This window comes from Azospirillum sp. TSH20 (genome assembly GCF_003115935.1).
In the GTDB taxonomy this organism is placed as follows: domain Bacteria; phylum Pseudomonadota; class Alphaproteobacteria; order Azospirillales; family Azospirillaceae; genus Azospirillum.
The window spans coordinates 1-20,484 of record NZ_LGQU01000016.1 but is presented as its reverse complement, the minus strand read 5'-3'; the positions used below and the strand labels follow the sequence as shown (position 1 = coordinate 20,484).

The window sequence follows — 20,484 nt, the reverse complement described above, 5'->3', positions numbered from 1 at the left end:
GCGGCCATGCCGTCCCCCCGCCCGCCCCAGCCGACCCGATTCGCCATCCAGAAGGCGCGTGGCAAGGGGTGGAAGACTCTGGAGGTCGGGGAGGAGCTGGCCCAAGCCAAGGCGCGCTTCGACCGGATGGTCGGCGTCAACCCGCGGGCCTATTTCCGGCTGATCCAGCTCGATTACAACGCCGATTCCGCCTATGAGGGGATGGAGTTCAACTGGACGCTGATCGAGCTGTACGACCCCTCCAAGGGCGGAAGCGTCCGGCCTCCACCGAAGCCCGCTCCCTCGACGGCGGGCAAGCCGAAGGGCAAGCGCAAGTCCGCTGAACCGGTCGCCCTGCCGCTGCGCATCTATCTGACGGTGATCCTGATCGGCACGCTGGCGGGCGCCCTGGCCTACCTGCATTTCGCCGGCGGGAAATAACGGCCGGGCGGCAAGGCGTCACTCCGCCGTATAGCCCTTGCGGCGCATGCACAGCGCGAACATCTCCCTGCGATAGCCGAACTGCGGCGTTTCCGGCAGCGGGCGCAGGGGATAGCCGCGCAGGCGCATGGTGTTGTCAACCTGCTCGGTGCATTCGTCATAGGCGACGGTCGGCACCTCCGGGCTGGCGGTCCACTCGCGGTAGGATGGCGGGCTGCTGCAGCCGGACAAGAGGGCCATGGCGGACAGGGCCGCAAACAGGCAGGTCACCCCCGGCAAAACCGGCAGGAGTCGCGGGCGTGCGGTGTCGGTCCCGGTCATGGCTTGCGTCTCGCTCCTTTTTCGCCCCCGATTTGACGCTACCACGGCCGGGGCTTTCCGATCCATTTTCGCGCACCATTTCCGGGAACGCGCCTTTTCGGCAACGCTGCGCGGCGGACAACGCAGACGCACCAAAATCGCCGCCGGAAATGCGACGCAATCTGGTAACACGATCCAGTTTCCCCGATTCGGGGGGAGTGTCGTGGCTCTGAAGTCGGTCTGGCGTCACGGACGGAGGGAGAGGCAATGTCTGGGATTTCGCGGCGGGTGCATGGTGGCGCCGCGGTGGCGGCTGTCGCGGTGGTGGTATCGGCTCTGACCATGGGAACGCCCGCTCCGGCTAGGGCGGAGGCATCGGTCGCCGACATCCAGTGGGCGCAGACCATCCTGAAGGAAAAGGGCTTCAACATCGGCGGCCGGGCCAAGGGCCAGATGACGCCGGAAACCCGCTCCGCCCTCAGCGCCTATCAGAAGTCGGTCGGCCTGCCCGCCACCGGCAACCTCGACCAGGCTACCATCGCCAAGATGATGGGCGAGCGCGAGAAGAAGGCCTCGCCGACCATGGGCAGCCTGTCCAAGAGCCAGGTCGGCCAGACCCGCCACGAGAAGGAGGTGACTCCGCGCGCCGCCCCGACCGGCCGGGTCGAGTCGGGCAACGAGAGCGTCGGCGGCATGGCCCAGTTCGGCGGCGCCCCGGTGTCGTCCTCGTCGTCCTCTTCCTCTTCGGCCAGCCACAGCGCGCCCACCACCGCCCCGGCGGCGCGCCCGTCGGCGAGCGCCCCGGCGTCCGCTGCGGCGCCTTCCGTCCCGACGCCCCAGAGCGCGTCGCGCCCGTCGGCCAGCGCATCGGCCAGCGCGTCCGAGGGGCCGGTCCCGCAAGCCGCGCCGCGCGGGGCGGTGTCGGCGACCACGCCCGACGGCAAGCCCGCCCCGCTGGAGGAGCCGGTTGCGGTCGGCGCGGCCCCCTCGGTCTGGCAGTCCAACGCGGCGCGCGCCGGTGTCGCCGGTCTGATCGCCGCGACGCTGGGCGGGATCGGCTTCGCATGGTGGCGCAGCGGCCGGGGCGTCAATCCGCTCAGCCGCACACCGGCCGGCGACGACCGCCCGCGCGACACCCGCGTCGAGCCGAGCTTCGGCAGCCCGCGCCGCCGGGAGGAACTGACACCGGGTCCGCGGCTGACGGCAGAGGCGCGGCGGCGCTGAGCTTCGGCCCCCTCCCTCCCGCTTCGCGGGTCCCTCCCTCCCCCGCCTTCGGCGGTAGAGGGCAAGTATGCGGTGCGGCGGCAGTCCCCTCTCCCACCGAAGGTGGGGGAGGGTTAGGGAGGGGGCAAAATGCCTCCCGCCCCCCTCACATCATCATCGGGCAGCCGCCCCCGCCGCAGCCGCCCGGCGCGCAGGCGGGGGCGGGCGCCGGCTTCGACTTGCCGACGCGCGGTGCCATGATGGCCTTGGCGACCTCGGTGCCGCCGCAGGACGGGCAGGGAATGCCGGCGGCCTTCTTGGCGTCGTAATCGGCCATGTTGTCGAACCACTGGTCGAAATCATGGCCGCAGGCGCAGTGCAGGGCGTAGACGATCATGGTGAAGCCTCGGAAAGCGGAAACCCGGCCGTCTTCTAGCCAAGCCTCCGGCGCCCCGCCAGGATCTGCATCAATCGACCATCACCGTGACTCGGTCACGCCCACCCGCGCGCACATCGACAGCAGCGGGCAGCTGGAGCAGCGCGGCCGCTCTCCGGTGCAGACCCATTTGCCGAAGGGCACCAGCCGCTCGTTGATCTCCACCCAATAGCGCTTCGGCAGCACCGCCAGCAGCGCCGCCATCGTCTTCTCCGGCGTGCGCGCCGACACATAGCCCCAGCGGTTGGTGACGCGGTGGACATGGATGTCGACCGCCAGCGCCGGAATGTCGAAGCCGACCGCCAGCGTCAGCGCCGCGATCTTCGGCCCCACCCCGCGGAAGCGCATCAGCCCGTCCGGCGTGTCCGGCACCTCGCCGCCATGCTCCTCGACGATGCGGCGGGACAGGTCGCGGATGTCGCGGGCCTTCGGCTCGGGGAAGGTGGCGCCGTGCAGCAGTTCCACCAGCCGGTCCTCCGGCAGGGCGGCCATGGCGGCGGGGGTGGCGGCCACCGCGAACAGCCGCTCGGAAACCACCAATGTCGTCTCATCCCGCGTCCGGGCGGAGATCAGGCTGGCGACCAGCTGCTCGAACGGGGAGGCATGGCCGCGGTCGCGCAGCTCGAACATCGCCGCCTTGGGATAGGGGGCGACGGCGATCCGCAGGCGGCGGAACGCCTCGTCGATGTCGAAGGTCTGGGACGCCGCGGACTGCAAACTCACGGGAGCCGTCTCCGGGAACGGGCTGAACGGACCGGGCGTCACGCAGGACCCCCATCCGACAACTCGCGACTCCCGGCGATGTTCCGGTCAGAGCGCCTTGATCTGCATCTTGATCGGCCCGTCCGCCCGGCCATGGACGAACTGGTCGACATAGGCGTTGCCCGAATTGTCGATGTCGCGGGCGTGGCCGGTCCAGATGATGCGGCCCTGATAGATCATGGCGACGCGGTCGGCGATCTTGCGCGCCGACGCCATGTCGTGGGTGATGGTGACGGCGGTGGCGCCGAGATCCTTCACGCACTGCACGATCAACTCGTTGATGACGTCGGCCATGATCGGGTCGAGGCCGGTCGTCGGCTCGTCGAAGAAGATGATTTCCGGCTCGTCGGCGATGGCGCGGGCAAGGCCGACGCGCTTCTGCATGCCGCCCGACAGCTCCGCCGGCGACAACTCCGCCACGTCGGGGGTGAGGCCGACCGCGCCCAGCTTGGCGATGGCGATCTCCTTGGCCTGGGCACGCGGCATATGCTCGCCCTGGATCAGGCCGAAGGCGACGTTTTCCCAGACCGGCAGGCTGTCGAACAGCGCGGCGCCCTGGAACAGCATGCCGAACTTGTGCAGCATCTTCTCCCGCTCGCGCGAGCGCAGCCGGGTCGTCTCGACGCCGTCGACCTGGATCGAGCCGGCATCCGGCGTCAGCAGGCCGAGGATGCTCTTCAGCATCACCGACTTGCCGGTGCCCGACCCGCCGATGACGACCAGCGACTCGCCCTTCGCCACCTCCAGATCGATGCCGTTCAGCACCTTCTTCGGGCCGAAATGCTTGGTAACGCCCTTGAGCGCGATCTTGGGGACAGTGGTCATGAACTGGCGCTCACTTGGTCGAGAAGAAGAGGCCGGTGATGAGATAGTTCCACACCAGGATCATGATCGACGCCGACACCACCGCGTTGGTGGTCGCAGCACCGACGCCCTGGGCGCCGCCCTTGGAGTGGTAGCCGTGGTAGCAGCCCATCAGCGCGATCAGGAAGCCGAAGATCGCCGCCTTGACCAGACCGGAGATCACGTCCAGCGGTTCCAGGAATTCCCAGGTGCGGTTGATGTAGCTGGCGGCGTTGAAGTCCAGCCGGTAGACGCCGACCAGGAAGCCGCCGAACACGCCGATGATGTCGGCGACCACAACCAGCAGCGGCACCATGGTCAGGCCGGCGATCAGCCGCGGCGCCACCAGATACTTGTGCGGGTTGGTCGACAGGGTCGACAGCGCGTCGATCTGCTCGGTCACCCGCATGGTGCCGATCTCCGCCGCCATGGCGGCGCCGATGCGGCCCGCGACCATCAGGCCGGCCAGCACCGGACCCAGCTCCCGCGTGATCGACAGCACCACCACGGTGGCGATGGCCCCCTCCGCCTGGAAGCGGGAGAAGCCGCTATAGCTCTGCAGGGCCAGCACCATGCCGGTGAACAGCGCCGTCAGCCCGACCACCGGCAGCGAGTAATAGCCGATGTCGATCATCTGCCGCAGGATCTGCCGTGGATAGAGCGGCGGACGCACGCAGTGCGACAGGGCGGATCCGGTAAACAGGGCAAGGCGTCCGGTCGCTTCCAGGAAGATCAGGAAGGCCCGGCCGGTAGCGGCGAGGAAACCCATCAGTCGGCCCGCATCCTTGGTTAGAGACTCGTTTGGGCGATGCGGTCATAGCACCGATGAGCGCCTAGGTCATCCTTGGACTTTGCAGGGGAGGGGAGACGGGCTGTAGCGGTGATCTCGCCCTCTCTCCCCCGGGGAGAGGGAGGGGACCCGCGCCGCAGGCGTGGGGAGGGTGAGGGGGGTGCACAGGGTGGATTAGGTGGAGAGCGGAGAGTGCGCGATTCTTGAGGATCCTCGCCACGCATCCCCCTCACCCTGACCCTCTCCCCGGGGGGGAGAGGGGACTGGGGGATTACCCACCCATATAAACCCGGTGATAGCGTCGGCCGAGCGAGGTCAGGATCTCGTAGCCGATGGTCCCGCCCTCCGCCGCCACGGTGTCGACCGGGCGGTTCGGCCCGATCAGCTCGACCAGCCGGCCGGCATGGGCCACCGACTCCGGCAGGCCGGTGACGTCGATGGTGATGAGGTCCATCGAGATGCGGCCGACGATGGGGGCGGCGACGTCGTCGACGAAGATGTGCCCCTTGCCGCCGAGCGAGCGCATGTAGCCGTCGGCATAGCCGACGCCGATGGTGGCGATCCGCGCCGGGCCGGTGACCTTGTGGGCGGCGCCATAGCCGACCGTCATCGGGGCATCGCAGTTGCGCACCTGCAGCAGCTTGGCATCCAGCCGCACGGTGCCCCGCATCGGATTCGGCAGATGCGGCGTCGGGTTGACGCCGTAGAGCGCGCAGCCCGGCCGGGCGAGGTCGAAATGGTGATCCTTGCCGTGGAAGATGCCGGACGAGTTGGCGAAGCTCGCCTTCGCCTTCGGCAACTGCACCAGCGCCGCGCGAAAGCGGTCGAGCTGCTCGCCGGTCATCGGGCTGTCGAACTCGTCGGCGCAGGCGAGGTGGGTCATCCAATAGCGGACGTCGATCCCCTCAAGCCGGCCCTGCTCCGCCGCCAGCGTGTCCAGCTCGTCGGGGCCGAGGCCCAGCCGGTTCATGCCGGTGTCGATGTGGATCACCGCCGGCAGAACCTCCCCGCGCGACGCGGCGAAGGCCCGCCACGCCGCGATCTCGCCCAGGTGGTTCAGCACCGGCAGGATGCGGTTGGCGATGAACTCCCCCTCGCACCCCGCCGGCAGCCCGCCGAGCGAGAAGACCTGAGCCTCCGGCGCCACCGGTTCCAGCGCGCGGCGGACGGCCAGCGCCTCCTCGAACTGGGCGACGACGAAGGTCCGGCAGCCGGCGGCGGCCAGCGCCGGCACGACGCGCGCCACCCCCAGCCCATAGGCGTCGGCCTTGACCACGGCGGAACACTCCGCCGGCGCCACGCGGTCGCGCAGCTGGGTCCAGTTGGCGACGACGGCGCCGAGATCCACGGTCAGGATGGCGCCGGCGCGCGGGTTCAGGTCGCTCGTCACTCTGGTCACTCGTCGGTCTGGTGGTGCTGGTCGAGATCGCCGAACTTGGTGAACTGGCCGTCGAAGTAGAGGCGGACGGTGCCGATCGGACCGTGACGCTGCTTGGCGATGATCACCTCGGCGGTGTTGTGCACCTCGCCCAGGCGCTGCTGCCAGCGCTGATAGCGGTCGTTGAACTTGTCGTCGCTCTCGTCGGGCCGGCGCGAGGGCTCGGCGCGCTCAAGATAATACTGTTCGCGGAAGACGAACATCACGACGTCGGCGTCCTGCTCGATCGAGCCCGACTCGCGAAGGTCGGCCAGCTGCGGGCGCTTGTCCTCGCGAAGCTCCACCGCGCGGCTCAGCTGCGACAGCGCCACCACCGGCACGTCCAGCTCCTTGGCGATGGCCTTCAGGCCGCGGGTGATCTCCGAGATTTCCTGCACCCGGTTCTCCGACCCGCGCGATGACGACCCGCGCAGCAGCTGGAGATAGTCGACCACCACCATGCTGAGGCCGGACGTCCGCTTCAGCCGGCGGCAGCGCGTGCGCACCGCGGCGACCGACAGGGCCGGCGTGTCGTCGACATAGAAGGGGCAGCGGGCGAGGTCCTGGCTGGCCTGGACGAATTTGGGGAAATCGGTGTCGCGGATCTCGCCGCGGCGGATCTTGTCGCCGGGCACCTGCACCTCGTCGGCGAGGATACGGGTGGCGAGCTGTTCCGCCGACATTTCCAGCGAGAAGAAGCCGACGACGCCGCCTTCCTGCCCGCTGGAGCGCATGTGCGCCTTGGCGGCGTTGAAGGCGATGTTGGTGGCCAGCGCCGTCTTGCCCATCGACGGACGCCCGGCGAGGATGATCAGGTCCGACGGGTGCAGGCCGCCCAGCTTGCGGTCGATGTCGATCAGGCCGGTGGTGACGCCGGTGACGTGGCTGGAGCGGCGGAAGGCCGCCTCCGCCGTCGTGATGGCGTGCTTCACCGACTCGCCGAACGCCACGAATCCGCCCTGCACGTCGCCGGTCGAGGCAAGGTCGAACAGCTGCTTTTCCGCCTCGCCGATCTGGTCGAGCGCGGTGATGTCGAGGTCGTGGCGGTACGCCTCGTTCACCATGTCGGTGCCGACCTCGATCAGCTGCCGGCGGATGAACAGGTCGTGGATGGTCTTGCCGTAATCGCCGGCATTGACCACCGTCACCACGTTGGCGGCCAGCTCCGCCAGATAGGCGCTGCCGCCTTCGACCGCCAGTTCGGGATCGTTGTCGAACAGGGCCTTCAGCGTGACCGGGTTCGCGATCTGGCCGCGGTCGACCATCTTGGTGATGGCGGCGAAGATGCGCTGGTGGGCCGGATCGTAGAAATGCTCCGGCCGCAGGAACTCGCCGACCTTCTCATAGGCCTTGTTGTTGACCAGGATCGCGCCCAGCAGCGCCTGCTCCGCCTCCTCGTTGTTGGGGGGCGTGCGGTATTCCGCCGTCGGCTTGACCGCAGCGGAGGGGCGAGGATCGAACAGCGATGAGGTCTGGTTGCTCATGGAGGACACAATATCAGAAACAGAACGCGAACGCTCGGTGAAGGGCGGGGAACCCTCCACAAAAGCTGTGCACAGAAGTTATCCACAGGTTGGGAAGTCTGGGGATAACCGGCGGAAGGGCCAATAGGGCCTCAGAGCTTCCGAGGCTGGACCGGCTGCACGGCGTCCGGCATCCCCTCCAGCGCCTCGAACACCCCGTCGATCTGGTCGGCGACGCGGTAGAGGGCGGAGCGGTCGATGCGGGCGAAGCCCTGGGCCACCATGTGGTCGATCAGGCCGAGCAGCGGGCGCCAGTAGCCGTCGACGTCGGCGATGACGATCGGCTTGTCGTGCAGCTGCAACTGCTTCCAGGTCAGGATCTCGAAGGCCTCGTCCAGCGTGCCCAGCCCGCCGGGCAGGATGACGAAGGCGTCCGACCGCTCCACCATCATGCGCTTGCGGGTGTGCATGCTGTCGACGACATGCAGTTCGGTCAGGCCGGTGTGCTCCACCTCGGCCGACTGGATGTGTTCCGGGATGATGCCGACCACCTCGCCGCCGGCGGCGATCGCGGCGTCGGCGGCGATTCCCATCAGCCCGACCCGGCCGCCGCCATAGACCATGCGGATGCCGCGGCGGGCCAGCCCGTCGCCCAGCGCGTGGGCGGCTTCCTTGTGAACATCGGCGACGCGGCTCGACGCACCGCAATAGACGCAGACGGACGACAGGCTCTTCATCGCGGGTCAACCTTTCTCGCCACCGTCACCCATCGGGGTCGGGGCCGTAAAAAATCTGGCGAATGCCATGGAATATCGGGCGAGGGCGGCGCGTCAACAGCGGCACAGGCACCGTTTAGAACCACGGCATCATCGGGAGGGACCACATGAGCAACCGGGTCGTCAATGTCCTTGCGGCGGCATCCGTCGCCGGTCTGATGTTCGCGCTGTTCGGCATGTCGGCACAGAGCGCCGGCGCCGCCGATCCGGCGGAGCAGGTGAAGGACCGGCAGCAGACCATGAAGAAGATGGGCGGCGGCATGGGCGCGGTCGCCAAGTTCGTGAAGAACGAGGGCGCCACCGCCGAGGACGCGGCCAAGGGGGCGGAAGCCGTGCTGGCGGTGTCCAAGATGGACCCGAAGAAGATCTTCCCCGAAGGCACCGCCGTCGGCGTCGCCGACAGCGCCGCCAAGCCGGAGCTGTGGAAGAGCTGGGACGAGGCGCAGAAATACTGGAGCGCCGTCCAGCCGGCGGCCGAGAAGCTGAACGTCGCCCTGAAGAGCGGCGACCGCGCCCAGATCGCCCAGGCGCTCGGCGCCACCTCCAAGACCTGCGGGAGCTGCCACGAGGACTTCCGCGTCAAGAAGAACTGACCGGTGCGGCGCCTCCTGACCGCCGCGTCCGTGCTGCTGCCGCTCGCCCTCGCGGGCGGCACTGCGCGTGCCGCCGGCGAGGCTCCCGCCAACGATTCCGGCAGCGATGCCGTCCAGCGGGGCGCCTACATCTTCAACGCCGCCGGCTGCCTCGGCTGCCACACCGATGAAAAGGGCGGTGGTCAGCCCTTGGCCGGCGGCCGGGCGCTGGCGACGCCCTTCGGCACCTTCCACACCCCCAACATCACGCCGGACCCGGTCAACGGCATCGGACGCTGGAGCGATGCCGACTTCATCCGCGCGCTGCGCGAGGGTGTGCGGCCGGACGGCGCCGCCCTGTTTCCGGCCTTCCCCTACGCCAGCTACACGCGGATGACCGACCGCGACCTGCTGGATCTGAAGGCCTATCTGTTCAGCCGCCCGGCGGTCGCGGCGCCCAACAAGCCGCACGACCTGACGCCGCCCTTCTCCTGGCGTTTCCTGCTGCCGGTCTGGCAGTGGATGTACCTGACCCCCGGACCGCCGCCCGACGACCCGGCCAAGCCGCCGGCCTGGAACCGCGGGCGTTATCTGGTCGATGCGCTGGGCCATTGCGCCGAATGCCACAGCCCGCGCACCCTGCTGGGCGGGCTCGACTCCGACCGCTACCTGGCCGGCAATCCGGACGGGCCGGACGGCGACAAGGTTCCGGGCATCACCGGCGCCAAGGGCAAGGGCGGGATCGGGGCCTGGTCGGACGGCGACCTGACGCTGCTCCTGGAGACCGGCCTGACCCCGGACGGCGACGTCGTCGGCGGCGCCATGGGCGAGGTCGTGCGCAACACCACCTCAAAGCTGACGGCCGACGACCGCGCCGCCATCGCCGCCTATCTGAAGACGGTTCCGGCGAAGGAGTGAGTCTTCGGCGCAACAGGCGCCGGATTGCCGTGGACTCATGATCCTATGGGGCAATCGAGCCCGTTTGGCGGATGGTTCCGCTCCAACGTCGCGATTCTTTTGTGACCTATCCTTCTGCTATAGTCAGTCATCCTGCCATTGTGGCGGGCCGCCGGATGGGTGCTCAGGTGAAACGAAACGCGTTGTTCGCAGCTTTGGGCGTGGCTCTGATGGGGGGAGCGGCGGCGGTCGCCCTTTGGCCGGGGGCCAAGCCGGTCGAGGCGCCGGTGGCTCCAGCGTCCGTTCCGGCTCCCACCGCATCGGTCCAGACCGCCGCATCGGCGAAGCCCGCCCCCCCGGCGAAGCCCGCCCAAGCCCCGGAACAGACCAAACCTGCGGCTCCCAGCTTCGACGTGGTGCGGGTGGCGCCGGACGGGGCGACGGTGATGGCCGGCCGCGCCGCGCCTGGGTCTGAGGTGACGGTGACCGACGGCGGCACCGCGGTCGCTTCGGCCAAGGCCGACCAGCGCGGCGAATGGGTGATGCTGCCCGACAAGCCGCTGGCGCCGGGAACCCGCGAACTCAACCTGACAGAGACCCGCCCCGGCGCCGAAACCCCGGTCCCCGCCGACAAGGTGGTCGTGGTGACGGTGCCCGACCCGGCGGCGAAGCCTGCCGCCGATTCGGCAGCCCCGACCGCGCCGGTCGCGGTGGCGGTTCCGCGCGACGGGCTGGCCGGCGCGCCGCCGACCATGGGCGGCAGTTCGGTGCTGCAGGCTCCGCCGGTGCCGGACAACGGCGCGCCGGCCCCGCCGGGCGGCGTATCGGTGGAGACGATGGATTACGATCCGGCCGGCCGGGTGGCGCTCGGCGGACGGGCGGCGCCCAACAGTGCGGTTCAGCTCTATCTCGACAACATCCTCGTCGGCAGCGCCCACACCGACCCGAAGGGCAATTGGCGCCTGACCCCGGAAAAGCTGATCGACCCCGGCGTCTACACCCTGCGCGCCGATCAGGTCACCCAGGGCGGCAAGGTGGTGGCGCGGGCCGAACTGCCGGTGCAGGTTTCCGCCATGCCGGCGGCCTCCACCGACGGCCGCAACGTCGTCGTCCAGCCCGGCAACAGCCTGTGGCGGCTGGCCCGCCGCACCTATGGCGACGGCATGCTCTATACCACCATCTACACCGCCAACCGCGACCAGATCCGCAACCCGGACCTGATCTATCCCGGCCAGATCTTCGCGCTGCCGCAGGTGAACTGAGGGGGCGCCACGGCACCGGCCGTGAGTTTTCGGAGCTTCTATCGGCCGTCATTCCCGCGAATATCTGCTGAGGGACGCGCGTGACTGAGACCGGGTCCGAACCGGTTCAAATCCCAAGCGTCTCCCGGCAGGGCTCATAAGAAACTGCGAACTCTCAGTCTTCCGGCATCCGGCCGATGGCGGCCCAGCCGAGCGGGGTGAGGCGCAGCATCTCCGGCCCCTCGCCGGCCGGGTTCGGGTCCAGCGCCACCAGTTCGCGATTCTCGAACCACGCCCAGCGCGCCACCTCGGCGGTGGTGCCGGGCCAGCCGTCGGCCAGACGCTTCAGAACCTCCAGGTCGGCCGACGCGATGGGGAAGCGCGGCTTGGGCATGATCGCCTTCTTGGCGGGCGCGGGGGCCTCCGGTGCTTTCGCCGGCAGCGGCGGGGCGTCGGCCCCGGCGCGGGCGCGGATCCAATCGGTCTGATAGCTGCGGAGCGCCTGTTCCAGCTCTGCGCGCGCCGACTCCACCGGGCAGCGCAGATAAGCGTCCAGCAGGGCGTGCAGCGTGTTCGTCGCGTCGGTCATGTCCGTCACCAAATCCCCACCCGAAAACCCCGGCCCAAAATCTCGGCCCAAAATCCCGTCCGTCACAGCCATCCCATCCGCCGGAAGCGGACATACAGCACGGCGCAGACCGCAATGATCACCGCCAGCACCGCCGGGTAGCCGTAGCGCCAGTGAAGCTCCGGCATATGCTCGAAGTTCATGCCGTACAGGCCGGCGACGGCCGTCGGCACGGCGAGGATGGCGGCCCAGGCGGCCAGCTTGCGCGTCACGTCGTTCTGCCGCGCCGACGCCAGGATCATACTGGTTTCGAAGGCGAAGGACAGCACCTCGCGCAGCGAGCCGATCTGCTCGTTGACGCGGATCACATGGTCCTGCACGTCGCGGTAATAGGGGCGGATCGCCGGGTCGATCATCGGCAAATCGAAGCGCTCCAGCCGCGAGCAGACCTCCAGCAGGGGCGAGGCGTTGCGGCGCAGCCGCTCCAGGTCGCGGCGCAGCTGGTGGATGCACTCGATCTCCGCCATGCTGGGCGGGCGGGCGATCAGCAGGGCGTCCAGCTCGTCCGCCGTGGCGGCCATCTGGTCCACCACCGGGAAGTAACAGTCCACCACATAATCCATGATGGTGTAGACGATGAAGTCCTCGCCATGCTTCAGCAGATGCGGCGCGCTTTCCGCCCGCGCCCGCACCGGCGAATAGCTGGTCGAGGCGCCGTGCCGCACGGTGACGACATAGCCGCGGCCGGCGAAGACATGGGTCTCGCCCAGCACCAGCTCGCCCTTTTCCAGCCGGGCGGTGCGCAGGACCATGAACAGGCTTTCGCCATAGATGTCCACCTTCGGCCGCTGGTGGGCGTGCAGCGCGTCCTCCACCGCCAGTTCATGCAGGCCGAACTGCTGCTTCACCTCCATCAGCAGCGCCTCGTCCGGCTCCCACAAGCCGATCCAGACGAAGTGGCCTTCTTTCGCGGCCCAGGCGCCGGCCTCGGCGATGGGCACGTCGGCGATGCGCCGGCCCTGGCAATAGGCGGCGCTCGCCACCACCGCATTGTGGGGGGCGTTGTGGGCGGGGGTGGGTTCAGGCGGCAGCGTCATGGAAATGAAAACCGGGTGGGAGGCGGCAGGTCGGCGTCACTCTAAAGAGGTTCCCCGGCAGCGTCGACGGATCCGGCGGCATCGCCGGGGCTGACCGGCCGCCTGAAGCGTTGTTGCTGCCAAGGACCAGCTTCGGAAGTGGGGGAAAGGGCGATGTTCCAGTCGGCGGCGCGCGGGATGTATCTTCTGGCGGCGGTGACGCTCAGCCTGTTCTCCCTGCTGTTCATCGGCCTGTCCGCCCTGACGGTGTTCGAAGGGATGGTGGCGCTGGACAGTGCCGCCCTGACCTCCGCCATGCTCGACGGGGTGGGGATGATCGTGCTGGCCATCGCCGTGTTCGAGATCGCCAAATACCTCTACGAGGAGGAGATCGTCCGCGAACGCGAGCTGCGCCGCGCCGACGAGGCCCGCCGCACCCTGACCAAGTTCCTGACCACCATCATCATCGCCGCCAGTCTGGAAGGGCTGGTCCTGGTGTTCGAGGCGCGCACCAGCGAGATTTCCGCCATCGTCTATCCGGTGATGCTGCTGGGGGTGGTCACGCTGCTGGTGGTCGGGCTGGGCGCCTTCCAATGGCTGGCGCGCCGGGCCGAGAGCATCCATGTCGACCCCCGAGTCTCCGAAGCCGACGAGGCGGAGGAGGACAAGCGGCCGGAGGCGTAGGCGCGAGAAGGGGCCTTCAACAGCCCCGGGTTCCCGCCTGTCCGCCTATGGCCATGCCGCCTTTTGCCACAATTGACCCGCCCATACTGCCTGCGCCAAGCTTGCCGCCGTCCAAAGTGGTGAGGGAGAAGGGGCATGGCCCGCGATACGGGCAACTACACGGCCGTCTACGGCTTTCCGGAATCGGCCGATGCCGCGCGCCGTCTTGCCGGGGTGCTGGACATCCCCTGCCACATTGCCGAGCTGCACCGCTTCCCCGACGGCGAGAGCCTCGTCCGCCTGCCGGAGCCGGTGGAGCGCGCCATCGTCTACCGCTCGCTCGACCGGCCGAACGACAAGCTGGTGGAGTTGACGCTGGCCGCCTCGGTCCTGCGGCGCCAGGGGGCGACCGACCTCTGTCTGGTGGCGCCCTACATGGCCTACATGCGCCAGGACGCCGTCTTCAAAACGGGCGAGCCGGTCAGCCAGGCGGTGGTCGGCGAGTGGTTGGGCCGCTGCTTCGACCGTTTCGTCTGCGTCGAGCCGCATCTGCACCGCACCCACACGCTGGACGAGGTGTTCGTCGGCCGCCCCTCCGTTGCCCTGAGCGGCGCCGCGCCCATCGCCGCGCATCTGCGGGCCGCCGGCGTGGCCCCCGGCACCGTCGTCATCGGTCCTGACGAGGAATCCGCCCCGCTGGTGGAGGCGGTGGCCGGGCCGCTCGGCCTCACCGGCATCGTCGGCCGCAAGGAGCGGCGCGGCGACCGCGACGTGACTGTGGCGCTTCCCCCCGATGCGCCGATCCATGGCCGGCCGGTGGTGATCGTCGACGATGTGATCAGCTCCGGCGAGACGATCTTCTCCTGCGCCCGCGCGGCGCGGGTGTTGGGGGCGGAGCGGGTGCAGGTCTACGGCGTCCATGCCCTGTTCAGCGACATCGTCGCCGAACGCTTCGCCGCGGAAGGACTCGGCCGCCCGCTGTCCTGTGACGGCGTGCCGCATCCGTCCAACGCCCTGTCCCTCGGCAGCCTGATCGCAGACGCCATCAAGTCTTTCGCAATCCAATGAGAAAGAAGGCGGGTGCGACCATTGTGCCCGCCCTTTCGCCGCCATTCGTCGGATTCTATGACCATGGTGGGTTGCGCTTTATGACAATTTTTATATAACTGTCGCAAATTCAGTGCGGCGTCATGCTGATTGTGCGCCGCGTCATCTGTATGGGTGGGCGACATGGCGGGCGATGGGCGGACGGGTGGCCGGACGGACGGGCGGATGGGGGCCGATGCGGGCTTCTTCGGGCTCGAGGCTGAGGAGCGCGGGCTTCTGGCCAGCATGGGGCGGCTGATCGACCGCAGCCTGCCGGACCTGTCGGAGCGTTTCTATGCCCACCTGTCCCGCTGGCCGGAAACCCGTGCCCTGCTGGACGCCCACGGCGATCTGTCCGGGCTGAAGCGCCGGCAGGCCGATCACTGGCGCCTGATGTTCCAGGATGCCGGCTCGCCCGAGCATGAGGCGCGCTGCCGTGCCGCCGGGGAGGCGCACAGCCGCATCGGTCTCGACTCCTCCTGGTATATCGGCGCCTATGGCGTGGTGCTCAGCGACCTGTTGGCCCTGGTCCAGGGGGCGCTGCGCTGGCGCCCGGCCATGGCGCGGCGCGCGGTGGCGGCGGTGGCCCGCGCCGTTTCCTTCGACATGGACCGGACGCTTGCCGGTTATGGCCTGCCGGCGGCGGGTGCGGGCGGGCAGGGTTGCGGCCGCGCGCTGGGTGACTTCGCGTCGTCGCTGATGGACCGGACCATCGAGGTGGCGATGGCGATCAACGACGCGGCGGTCGCCAATGCCCAGATGGTCGGGCAACTGCGCGCGGTCGATCACGAATCCCAGGGCATCGCCGCCGCGACCGAGGAGACGGTCACCGGCATCCAGGAGATCTGGGCGCGCAGTCGCGACGTCGCCGCCCTGGCGGGGGAGGCGCAGGCGGTGACCGACGACGGTGGCCGTACCGTGCACGAGGCGGTCGTCCGCATGGAACAGATCGCCGGCGCGGTGGAAGGCGCGGCGATGCGGGTCGGTGAGTTGTCGGTCGCCTCCGAACGCATCGCGGAAATCGTCTCCACCATCGAGGCGATCGCCAAGCAGACCAACCTTCTCGCCCTCAACGCCACCATCGAGGCGGCCCGCGCCGGGGAGGCCGGAAAAGGCTTTGCAGTCGTGGCGAGCGAGGTGAAGAGCCTGTCCAACCAGACCGCCCGCGCGACCGAGGACATCCGCCTGCGCATCGACTCCCTGAAGGCGGAGATGGGCGCCATCGTCGCCTCGATGGAGGACGGCACCCGCGCCGTCGCCGCCGGGCAGGCGGCGATCCGTGCGGTCAGCGACCGCATGAGCGACATCGGCGACCATATCGGCCGCACCGAACAGCGCATGTCCGACATCGCCAGCATCCTGACCCAGCAGTCGGCCGCCGCCAACCAGGTGGCCTCCGGCACCTCCCGCATCGCCGAGAGCAGCGCGTCGAACAGCGCCGCCATCCTGCGCAGCGTGCAGGCGACGCGCGGCGTCGAGACCCTGCTGGGCAACCAGCTGAAACAGCTGATGGAGCAGGACATTCCCGGCAAGATCGTCAAGATCGCCAAGGTCGACCACGTCATCTGGAAGAAGCGGCTGGCCGACATGCTGGTCGGGCTGGAGACCCTGCGCCCCGACGAGCTGGCGAGCCACGAGGCCTGCCGGCTGGGCAAGTGGTATTACGGCCCGTCGTCGATGGCCTACCGCGCCCATTCGGCCTTCGTCCGGCTGGAGGCCCCGCACCGCCGGGTTCACGACCATGGCAAGGCCGCCGCCCGCGCCTTCGCCGACGGCGACATGGACCGCGCGCTGGCCGAGGTGGCGGAGGTGGAGCGCGCCTCCCAGGAGGTGATCGCCCTGCTCGACGAGCTCGACAAGGCCGGGCTGGCGGGCGGTGCGACGCCGGCTGCGGCGGTGGGCTTCTGACCCGGCCGCCGGTAACACTAACGATCGGGGGAGGAACTGGTGTAGTCTGGCGGGGCAGCCGCCACGGGAGGCGGTCCGGTGTTGGCGAAGCGGTGATGGCGATGCGCGGGGGCGGTCCGTTGAGCGGAGGCGTGTGATGTCGAAGGTGACGGACGTCGTGCTTCGGATGTCCCGCAAGCTGACCGAGGACATCGCCGCCCTGGGCCGCCAGCGCGCCGCCGGAAAGCCGAAGACCTTTCCGCGATTCCGCGAGATCCGGGCGGCCTATCTGGACATCCAGGGGCTGATCTTCTCGATCCAGGAAAGGCTGGAGGCTGCCGGGAAGGAGCTGCCGCCGAACTTCCCGCAATGGGTCATCCGGCAGAAGCTGAGCGCCATCGCCATCTTCACCGACATCAGCCACTCCTTCGTCAGCGACCCGCCGCTGGCGCTGACCGCCTCGCTGGGCGCCTTCGACGTGCTGGTGGCGGAGCAGAAGGCCTTCAACGAAACGCTGCACACCTTCGACACCATGCTGATGGAAGCCGGCATTGACGACAGGATGGCCGACGAACTGGACGCCACCCGCACCAAGATCGAGCAGATCCTGGGCATGATCGAACAGCTCCTTCTGACCAGCCCGAAGATCCTAGAGGAGTTCTGATGCCGGAGCCGGCAGCCGAGTCCAAGGCCGATCCTGGGCGGGATCCTGGGCGGGATCCCCTTGCGGAAAGCCCGCCGGCCGCTGCTCCGGAACCCTCCTTTCGCCGCTTCCTTCGCAATCTGAACTTGCCGGTGGCCGTTCCCGTTCTGGCTTTGATTGCCGGTGCGGGCCTGTCCGTGGTGGCCATGCTCCACTCCGGCCGCCTGCTGCGCCTGGAGGAGGAGCATCGCTTCGCCGCAAGGGTCGAGGAAATCCACGGCCAGCTTGCCGACCGACTGCGGGTGTACGAACAGGTGGCGCGCAGCGCCGCCTCGCTGGCGATGACCTTCCCCGACCTGCACTGGACGCAGTGGAACCGCTTCGTCGAGGCGCTGGACATGCCGCGGCGCTATCCCGGCATCATCTCCATCGCCTATGCCCGCGCGGTCGCGGCCGACCGGGCCGGCGATCTGGTGGCGTCGATGCGGGCGGCCGGTCTGCCGGACTTCCGCATCTGGCCGGAGACGGCGGGGGCGGAGCGCGTGGTCAACATCTTCGCCGCCCCGGTCAACGAAGGCAACGCGCGGGCCATCGGCTTCGACATGATGTCGGAGGCCCTCCGGCGCTCCGCCATCGAACGGGCGCGCGACAGCGGCGAGCCCGCCGCCACCCGCGCCATCACGCTGAAGATCGACCAGGCGGCCGGGGGTGGGCCTTCCTTCATCCTCTATCAGGCGACCTACCGCGGCGACCCGCTGCCGCCGTCGCTGGAGGCGCGGCGTGCGTCCTTCACCGGCGTGGTGCTGACCCCGGTCAGGATCGGCCCGCTGGTGAACGGGCTGATCGACGCAACCCGCCAGGACGCCGGCATCGAGATCTACGACGTGCCGCCGGCGGATGCCGAGTTTCCGCTGTACCGCAGCCGCCGCCCGCTGGACGCCACGCCCGCCATCAGCCTGACGCGGGAACTGCCGGTCGGCGGCCGGGTGTGGACCGTACGGTACGACAGCCTGCCCGACGGCCTGTTCACCGCGCAGCACTGGGTGCCCGGCGCGCTGCTGGCCGGCGGGCTGGCGCTCAGCATCGCGCTGTCGCTGGTCCTGCGCATGGCGCTGGTGACCCATTCCCGCGCGGTGGTGCTGGCCGGGGAGATGACGGCCTCGCTCCGCCTGCAGGAGGCGGAACGGCAGCAGCTGTTCACCCAGGCGCCGCTGGGGATCGCGCTGGTCGGCACCGACGGGCTGGTGATGGACTGCAACCCGGCCTTCGCCGCCGCCGCCGGCCTGCCCCGGCAGGAGCTGCTCGGCACCGACCTGCGGCTGCGCTTCGGCGATCAGGCGTCGGTCTTCGCGCTGGAGGCGGCGCTGCAGGGGGAGAGCGGCAAGCTCGAATCCGACCAGCCCCTGCTGCTGGGCGGCCGGCGCAGCCATTTCAGCCTGCATTTCCAGCCGGTCACCGCCGACGGCGCGCTGAAATTCGTCCTGGCCTTCGCCGAGGACATCGGCGAGAAGCGCCGGGCCGAGCAGCACATCCAGTATCTGGCGCATTTCGACGCGCTGACCGGCCTGCCCAACCGCGTCCTGCTGTACGACCGCATCGCCCAGGCCCTGCGCGAGGGGCGGCGCGACGGCACAAAGGTGGCGGTTCTGTTCATCGACCTCGACCGCTTCAAGGTCATCAACGACAGCCTCGGCCACAGCTTCGGCGACGAGGTGCTGCGGTCGGTGGCGCGCCGGCTGCAGGCGGGCCTGCGCGAATCCGACACCGTCGGCCGGCTGGGCGGCGACGAGTTCCTGATCGTCGTCCGCCGGGTGACGGAGCCGAACGACGCGGCCCGCGTCGCCGAAAAGGTGGTGGCGCATCTGGCCAGCCCCTTTGCGGTCGGCGGCCAGAATTTCGTGGTGACGCCCAGCATCGGCATCAGCCTCTACCCAGACGACGCCGAGGATGCCGAAGGTCTGATCCGCTGCGCCGACATCGCCATGTACCATGCCAAGGAGCAGGGCCGGAACGGCTTCCGCTTCGTCACCAGGGAGATGGGCGCCCGATCGCGCGAGCGCATGGATCTGGAGGGCAGCCTGCGCCAGGCGATCCGCGACGGCCAGCTGTTCCTGGTCTACCAGCCGCAGGTCGACACCCTGACCGGCCGCATCGTCGGTCTGGAGGCGCTGATCCGCTGGCGCCATCCCGACGAGGGGCTGATCCTGCCCGGCCGTTTCCTGCCGGTGGCGGAGGAGACCGGTCTGGTCCTGGCGATGGGCGACTGGGTGCTGTTCGAGGCCTGCGCCCAGATCCGGCGCTGGCGCGCGCGGTACGACCTGTCGATTCCGGTTGCGGTCAACGTTTCCGGCGCCCAGTTCCGCGACGGCCAGCTGCCGGCCAAGGTCGCCCGCGCGCTGGACGCCAACGGCCTGAGCGGCCCGGAGCTGGAGATCGAGGTGACGGAAAGCACGCTGATCGACGACGTCGAATCGGCGGCGGCGACCCTTGCGGCCTTGAAGCAGCGCGGAGTTCTGATCGCGCTGGACGATTTCGGCACCGGCTATTCCAGCCTCAGCTATCTGCACCGTCTGCCGATCGACAAGCTGAAGATCGACCGTTCCTTCATCCACGACCTGTCGACCGGCGCCAGCGACTCCTCCGTCCCCCGCGCCATCGTCGGTTTGGGCCGCAGCCTGGGCCTGTCGGTGATCGCCGAGGGGGTGGAGACGCAGGAGCAGCTTCAACTGCTGCGCGATCTCGCCTGCGAAAGCTACCAGGGCTTCCTGTTCAGCCGCCCCATTCCGGTCGAGGAGGTGGAGCGGCTGCTGGAGAGGATGACCGTGGCGCAGACGGTTTCGGTGGGCTGACGGCCGTCGCCGGGAGCGACGGCGTCGGGGGCGTCCCATGCGACGGTGAGGCGCCGGTTGGCGGTGCCCCGCAAGGACCGGCGCGGCGGCGCGCCTTCCAGCCCATGGACGTGGAGACCGGGCAAGTTTTCGCGACAGCCGTTCAGTGGCGTACCAGCAGGTCCAGCGGCACCCGGAGCGCGCCGGCAATGCGGGCCATCGCGTCGAAGCTGCCGGGCTTTTTCCCGTTCTCAATCTCGGACAGGTAGGACGGAGCCACGCCTGCGGCGTCCGCCAACCCGCGGGCGGTGAAGCCGCGATGCTCGCGGAGCACTGTGACCGGATGCTCCCCATCAAGGATGCGCTCCGCCACCTCGAACGGAAATGCCTCCGTCTCCCCCGCAGCGAGCCGTGCCTTCACGGCTTCGGCGTCGGCCAAGTCCCGGGCGTCCGTCACCAGATCGGCCAGAGCCTCGAAGTCGGCCCGGCTGAGGGTGACGCTGTCGGCCGTCTCGGCGATCGGCATGATGGGCAGAGCGTTCATCGATAGACCTCCTTGCGGTTCCCGACCTTCAGCACCGTGACCAACAGCGCATCGCCGTCGATCTGGTAG

At 69.2% G+C, this 20,484-nt stretch carries 21 protein-coding genes; 10 read left to right on the top strand and 11 right to left on the bottom strand.

What is annotated here, in order from left to right; genetic code table 11:
- The first annotated feature begins 6 nt into the window (after positions 1–6).
- Positions 7–420, top strand: a complete 414-nt coding sequence (locus TSH20_RS04365) for a hypothetical protein (protein ID WP_109073583.1) — start codon at positions 7–9, stop codon at positions 418–420.
- Between the two features lie 18 nt (positions 421–438).
- Here TSH20_RS04365 and TSH20_RS04360 read toward each other — a convergent pair whose 3' ends face one another.
- Positions 439–741 carry a hypothetical protein gene (locus TSH20_RS04360; RefSeq protein ID WP_109073582.1) on the bottom strand — a complete coding sequence of 101 codons (303 nt, stop codon included), beginning with the start codon at positions 739–741 and terminating at the stop codon, positions 439–441.
- A 246-nt stretch (positions 742–987) separates the two neighbouring features.
- Between TSH20_RS04360 and TSH20_RS04355 the strand changes: the two genes are divergently transcribed.
- Positions 988–1,944, top strand: coding sequence for a peptidoglycan-binding domain-containing protein (locus tag TSH20_RS04355; protein WP_109073581.1), 957 nt, complete (start codon positions 988–990; stop codon positions 1,942–1,944).
- 145 nt (positions 1,945–2,089) lie between these two features.
- Here TSH20_RS04355 and TSH20_RS04350 read toward each other — a convergent pair whose 3' ends face one another.
- From TSH20_RS04350 to TSH20_RS04320, 7 genes are all read right to left on the bottom strand, one after another.
- Positions 2,090–2,320 carry a DUF1178 family protein gene (locus tag TSH20_RS04350; protein ID WP_109073580.1) on the bottom strand — a complete coding sequence of 77 codons (231 nt, stop codon included), beginning with the start codon at positions 2,318–2,320 and terminating at the stop codon, positions 2,090–2,092.
- An 81-nt stretch (positions 2,321–2,401) separates the two neighbouring features.
- Positions 2,402–3,082 (bottom strand): endonuclease III, encoded by a 681-nt coding sequence (gene nth, locus TSH20_RS04345; RefSeq protein ID WP_247871443.1) that lies wholly within the window; start codon positions 3,080–3,082, stop codon positions 2,402–2,404.
- An 87-nt stretch (positions 3,083–3,169) separates the two neighbouring features.
- Positions 3,170–3,946: an ATP-binding cassette domain-containing protein gene (locus TSH20_RS04340; RefSeq protein WP_109073579.1), complete on the bottom strand. Its 777-nt coding sequence runs from the start codon at positions 3,944–3,946 to the stop codon at positions 3,170–3,172.
- 10 nt (positions 3,947–3,956) lie between these two features.
- Positions 3,957–4,733, bottom strand: coding sequence for an ABC transporter permease (locus TSH20_RS04335; RefSeq protein ID WP_109073578.1), 777 nt, complete (start codon positions 4,731–4,733; stop codon positions 3,957–3,959).
- Positions 4,734–5,025: 292 nt separating this feature from the next.
- The gene (gene alr / locus TSH20_RS04330) at positions 5,026–6,144 is read right to left on the bottom strand and encodes an alanine racemase (RefSeq protein WP_109073577.1); all 1,119 of its coding nucleotides are present in this window, start codon (positions 6,142–6,144) and stop codon (positions 5,026–5,028) included.
- Positions 6,145–6,149: 5 nt separating this feature from the next.
- Positions 6,150–7,655 (bottom strand): replicative DNA helicase, encoded by a 1,506-nt coding sequence (locus TSH20_RS04325; protein WP_109073576.1) that lies wholly within the window; start codon positions 7,653–7,655, stop codon positions 6,150–6,152.
- Between the two features lie 131 nt (positions 7,656–7,786).
- A complete protein-coding gene (locus TSH20_RS04320; RefSeq protein WP_109073575.1) occupies positions 7,787–8,371 on the bottom strand; it encodes a TIGR00730 family Rossman fold protein in 585 nt (194 codons plus the stop codon).
- A gap of 146 nt (positions 8,372–8,517) precedes the next feature.
- Between TSH20_RS04320 and TSH20_RS04315 the strand changes: the two genes are divergently transcribed.
- The 3 genes from TSH20_RS04315 (at position 8,518) to TSH20_RS04305 (ending at position 11,141) form a co-directional block, all read left to right on the top strand.
- A complete protein-coding gene (locus TSH20_RS04315) occupies positions 8,518–9,003 on the top strand; it encodes a cytochrome c (protein WP_109073574.1) in 486 nt (161 codons plus the stop codon).
- A 3-nt stretch (positions 9,004–9,006) separates the two neighbouring features.
- A complete protein-coding gene (locus TSH20_RS04310) occupies positions 9,007–9,900 on the top strand; it encodes a cytochrome c (RefSeq protein WP_109073573.1) in 894 nt (297 codons plus the stop codon).
- Positions 9,901–10,082: 182 nt separating this feature from the next.
- Positions 10,083–11,141: a LysM peptidoglycan-binding domain-containing protein gene (locus tag TSH20_RS04305; RefSeq protein WP_247871442.1), complete on the top strand. Its 1,059-nt coding sequence runs from the start codon at positions 10,083–10,085 to the stop codon at positions 11,139–11,141.
- A gap of 154 nt (positions 11,142–11,295) precedes the next feature.
- Here TSH20_RS04305 and TSH20_RS04300 read toward each other — a convergent pair whose 3' ends face one another.
- Positions 11,296–11,709: a hypothetical protein gene (locus tag TSH20_RS04300; protein ID WP_109073634.1), complete on the bottom strand. Its 414-nt coding sequence runs from the start codon at positions 11,707–11,709 to the stop codon at positions 11,296–11,298.
- A 62-nt stretch (positions 11,710–11,771) separates the two neighbouring features.
- Positions 11,772–12,785, bottom strand: a complete 1,014-nt coding sequence (gene corA, locus TSH20_RS04295; protein ID WP_109073571.1) for a magnesium/cobalt transporter CorA — start codon at positions 12,783–12,785, stop codon at positions 11,772–11,774.
- A 153-nt stretch (positions 12,786–12,938) separates the two neighbouring features.
- Here corA and TSH20_RS04290 point away from each other — a divergent pair, with 153 nt between their 5' ends.
- From TSH20_RS04290 to TSH20_RS04270, 5 genes are all read left to right on the top strand, one after another.
- Complete coding sequence (locus TSH20_RS04290) at positions 12,939–13,448, top strand: hypothetical protein (protein ID WP_109073570.1); 510 nt, start codon at positions 12,939–12,941, stop codon at positions 13,446–13,448.
- A 135-nt stretch (positions 13,449–13,583) separates the two neighbouring features.
- The gene (gene prs / locus TSH20_RS04285) at positions 13,584–14,495 is read left to right on the top strand and encodes a ribose-phosphate diphosphokinase (RefSeq protein WP_109073569.1); all 912 of its coding nucleotides are present in this window, start codon (positions 13,584–13,586) and stop codon (positions 14,493–14,495) included.
- A 162-nt stretch (positions 14,496–14,657) separates the two neighbouring features.
- Positions 14,658–16,421, top strand: coding sequence for a methyl-accepting chemotaxis protein (locus TSH20_RS04280; RefSeq protein ID WP_247871441.1), 1,764 nt, complete (start codon positions 14,658–14,660; stop codon positions 16,419–16,421).
- A 136-nt stretch (positions 16,422–16,557) separates the two neighbouring features.
- On the top strand, positions 16,558–17,064 hold the full coding sequence (locus TSH20_RS04275) for a hypothetical protein (protein ID WP_109073567.1): 507 nt from the start codon (positions 16,558–16,560) through the stop codon (positions 17,062–17,064).
- Positions 17,065–17,195: 131 nt separating this feature from the next.
- Complete coding sequence (locus TSH20_RS04270; protein WP_247871440.1) at positions 17,196–19,892, top strand: EAL domain-containing protein; 2,697 nt, start codon at positions 17,196–17,198, stop codon at positions 19,890–19,892.
- 142 nt (positions 19,893–20,034) lie between these two features.
- Here the strand turns inward: TSH20_RS04270 and TSH20_RS04265 are convergent, their stop codons facing one another.
- Complete coding sequence (locus TSH20_RS04265) at positions 20,035–20,415, bottom strand: helix-turn-helix transcriptional regulator (protein ID WP_109073565.1); 381 nt, start codon at positions 20,413–20,415, stop codon at positions 20,035–20,037.
- Between the last annotated feature and the right edge of the window lie 69 nt (positions 20,416–20,484).

Excerpts from the sequence above, each read along its gene's own strand:
- TSH20_RS04365 (WP_109073583.1), top strand. The coding sequence starts at position 7 with ATGCCGTCCCCCCGCCCGCCCCAGCCGACCCGATTCGCCATCCAGAAG.
- TSH20_RS04265 (WP_109073565.1), bottom strand. The coding sequence starts at position 20,415 with ATGAACGCTCTGCCCATCATGCCGATCGCCGAGACGGCCGACAGCGTC.
- TSH20_RS04325 (WP_109073576.1), bottom strand. The coding sequence starts at position 7,655 with ATGAGCAACCAGACCTCATCGCTGTTCGATCCTCGCCCCTCCGCTGCG.
- TSH20_RS04340 (WP_109073579.1), bottom strand. The coding sequence starts at position 3,946 with ATGACCACTGTCCCCAAGATCGCGCTCAAGGGCGTTACCAAGCATTTC.
- TSH20_RS04275 (WP_109073567.1), top strand. The coding sequence starts at position 16,558 with ATGTCGAAGGTGACGGACGTCGTGCTTCGGATGTCCCGCAAGCTGACC.
- TSH20_RS04280 (WP_247871441.1), top strand. The coding sequence starts at position 14,658 with ATGGCGGGCGATGGGCGGACGGGTGGCCGGACGGACGGGCGGATGGGG.
- prs (WP_109073569.1), top strand. The coding sequence starts at position 13,584 with ATGGCCCGCGATACGGGCAACTACACGGCCGTCTACGGCTTTCCGGAA.
- TSH20_RS04360 (WP_109073582.1), bottom strand. The coding sequence starts at position 741 with ATGACCGGGACCGACACCGCACGCCCGCGACTCCTGCCGGTTTTGCCG.
- corA (WP_109073571.1), bottom strand. The coding sequence starts at position 12,785 with ATGACGCTGCCGCCTGAACCCACCCCCGCCCACAACGCCCCCCACAAT.
- TSH20_RS04350 (WP_109073580.1), bottom strand. The coding sequence starts at position 2,320 with ATGATCGTCTACGCCCTGCACTGCGCCTGCGGCCATGATTTCGACCAG.
- TSH20_RS04300 (WP_109073634.1), bottom strand. The coding sequence starts at position 11,709 with ATGACCGACGCGACGAACACGCTGCACGCCCTGCTGGACGCTTATCTG.
- TSH20_RS04320 (WP_109073575.1), bottom strand. The coding sequence starts at position 8,371 with ATGAAGAGCCTGTCGTCCGTCTGCGTCTATTGCGGTGCGTCGAGCCGC.
- TSH20_RS04335 (WP_109073578.1), bottom strand. The coding sequence starts at position 4,733 with ATGGGTTTCCTCGCCGCTACCGGCCGGGCCTTCCTGATCTTCCTGGAA.
- TSH20_RS04355 (WP_109073581.1), top strand. The coding sequence starts at position 988 with ATGTCTGGGATTTCGCGGCGGGTGCATGGTGGCGCCGCGGTGGCGGCT.
- TSH20_RS04315 (WP_109073574.1), top strand. The coding sequence starts at position 8,518 with ATGAGCAACCGGGTCGTCAATGTCCTTGCGGCGGCATCCGTCGCCGGT.
- TSH20_RS04290 (WP_109073570.1), top strand. The coding sequence starts at position 12,939 with ATGTTCCAGTCGGCGGCGCGCGGGATGTATCTTCTGGCGGCGGTGACG.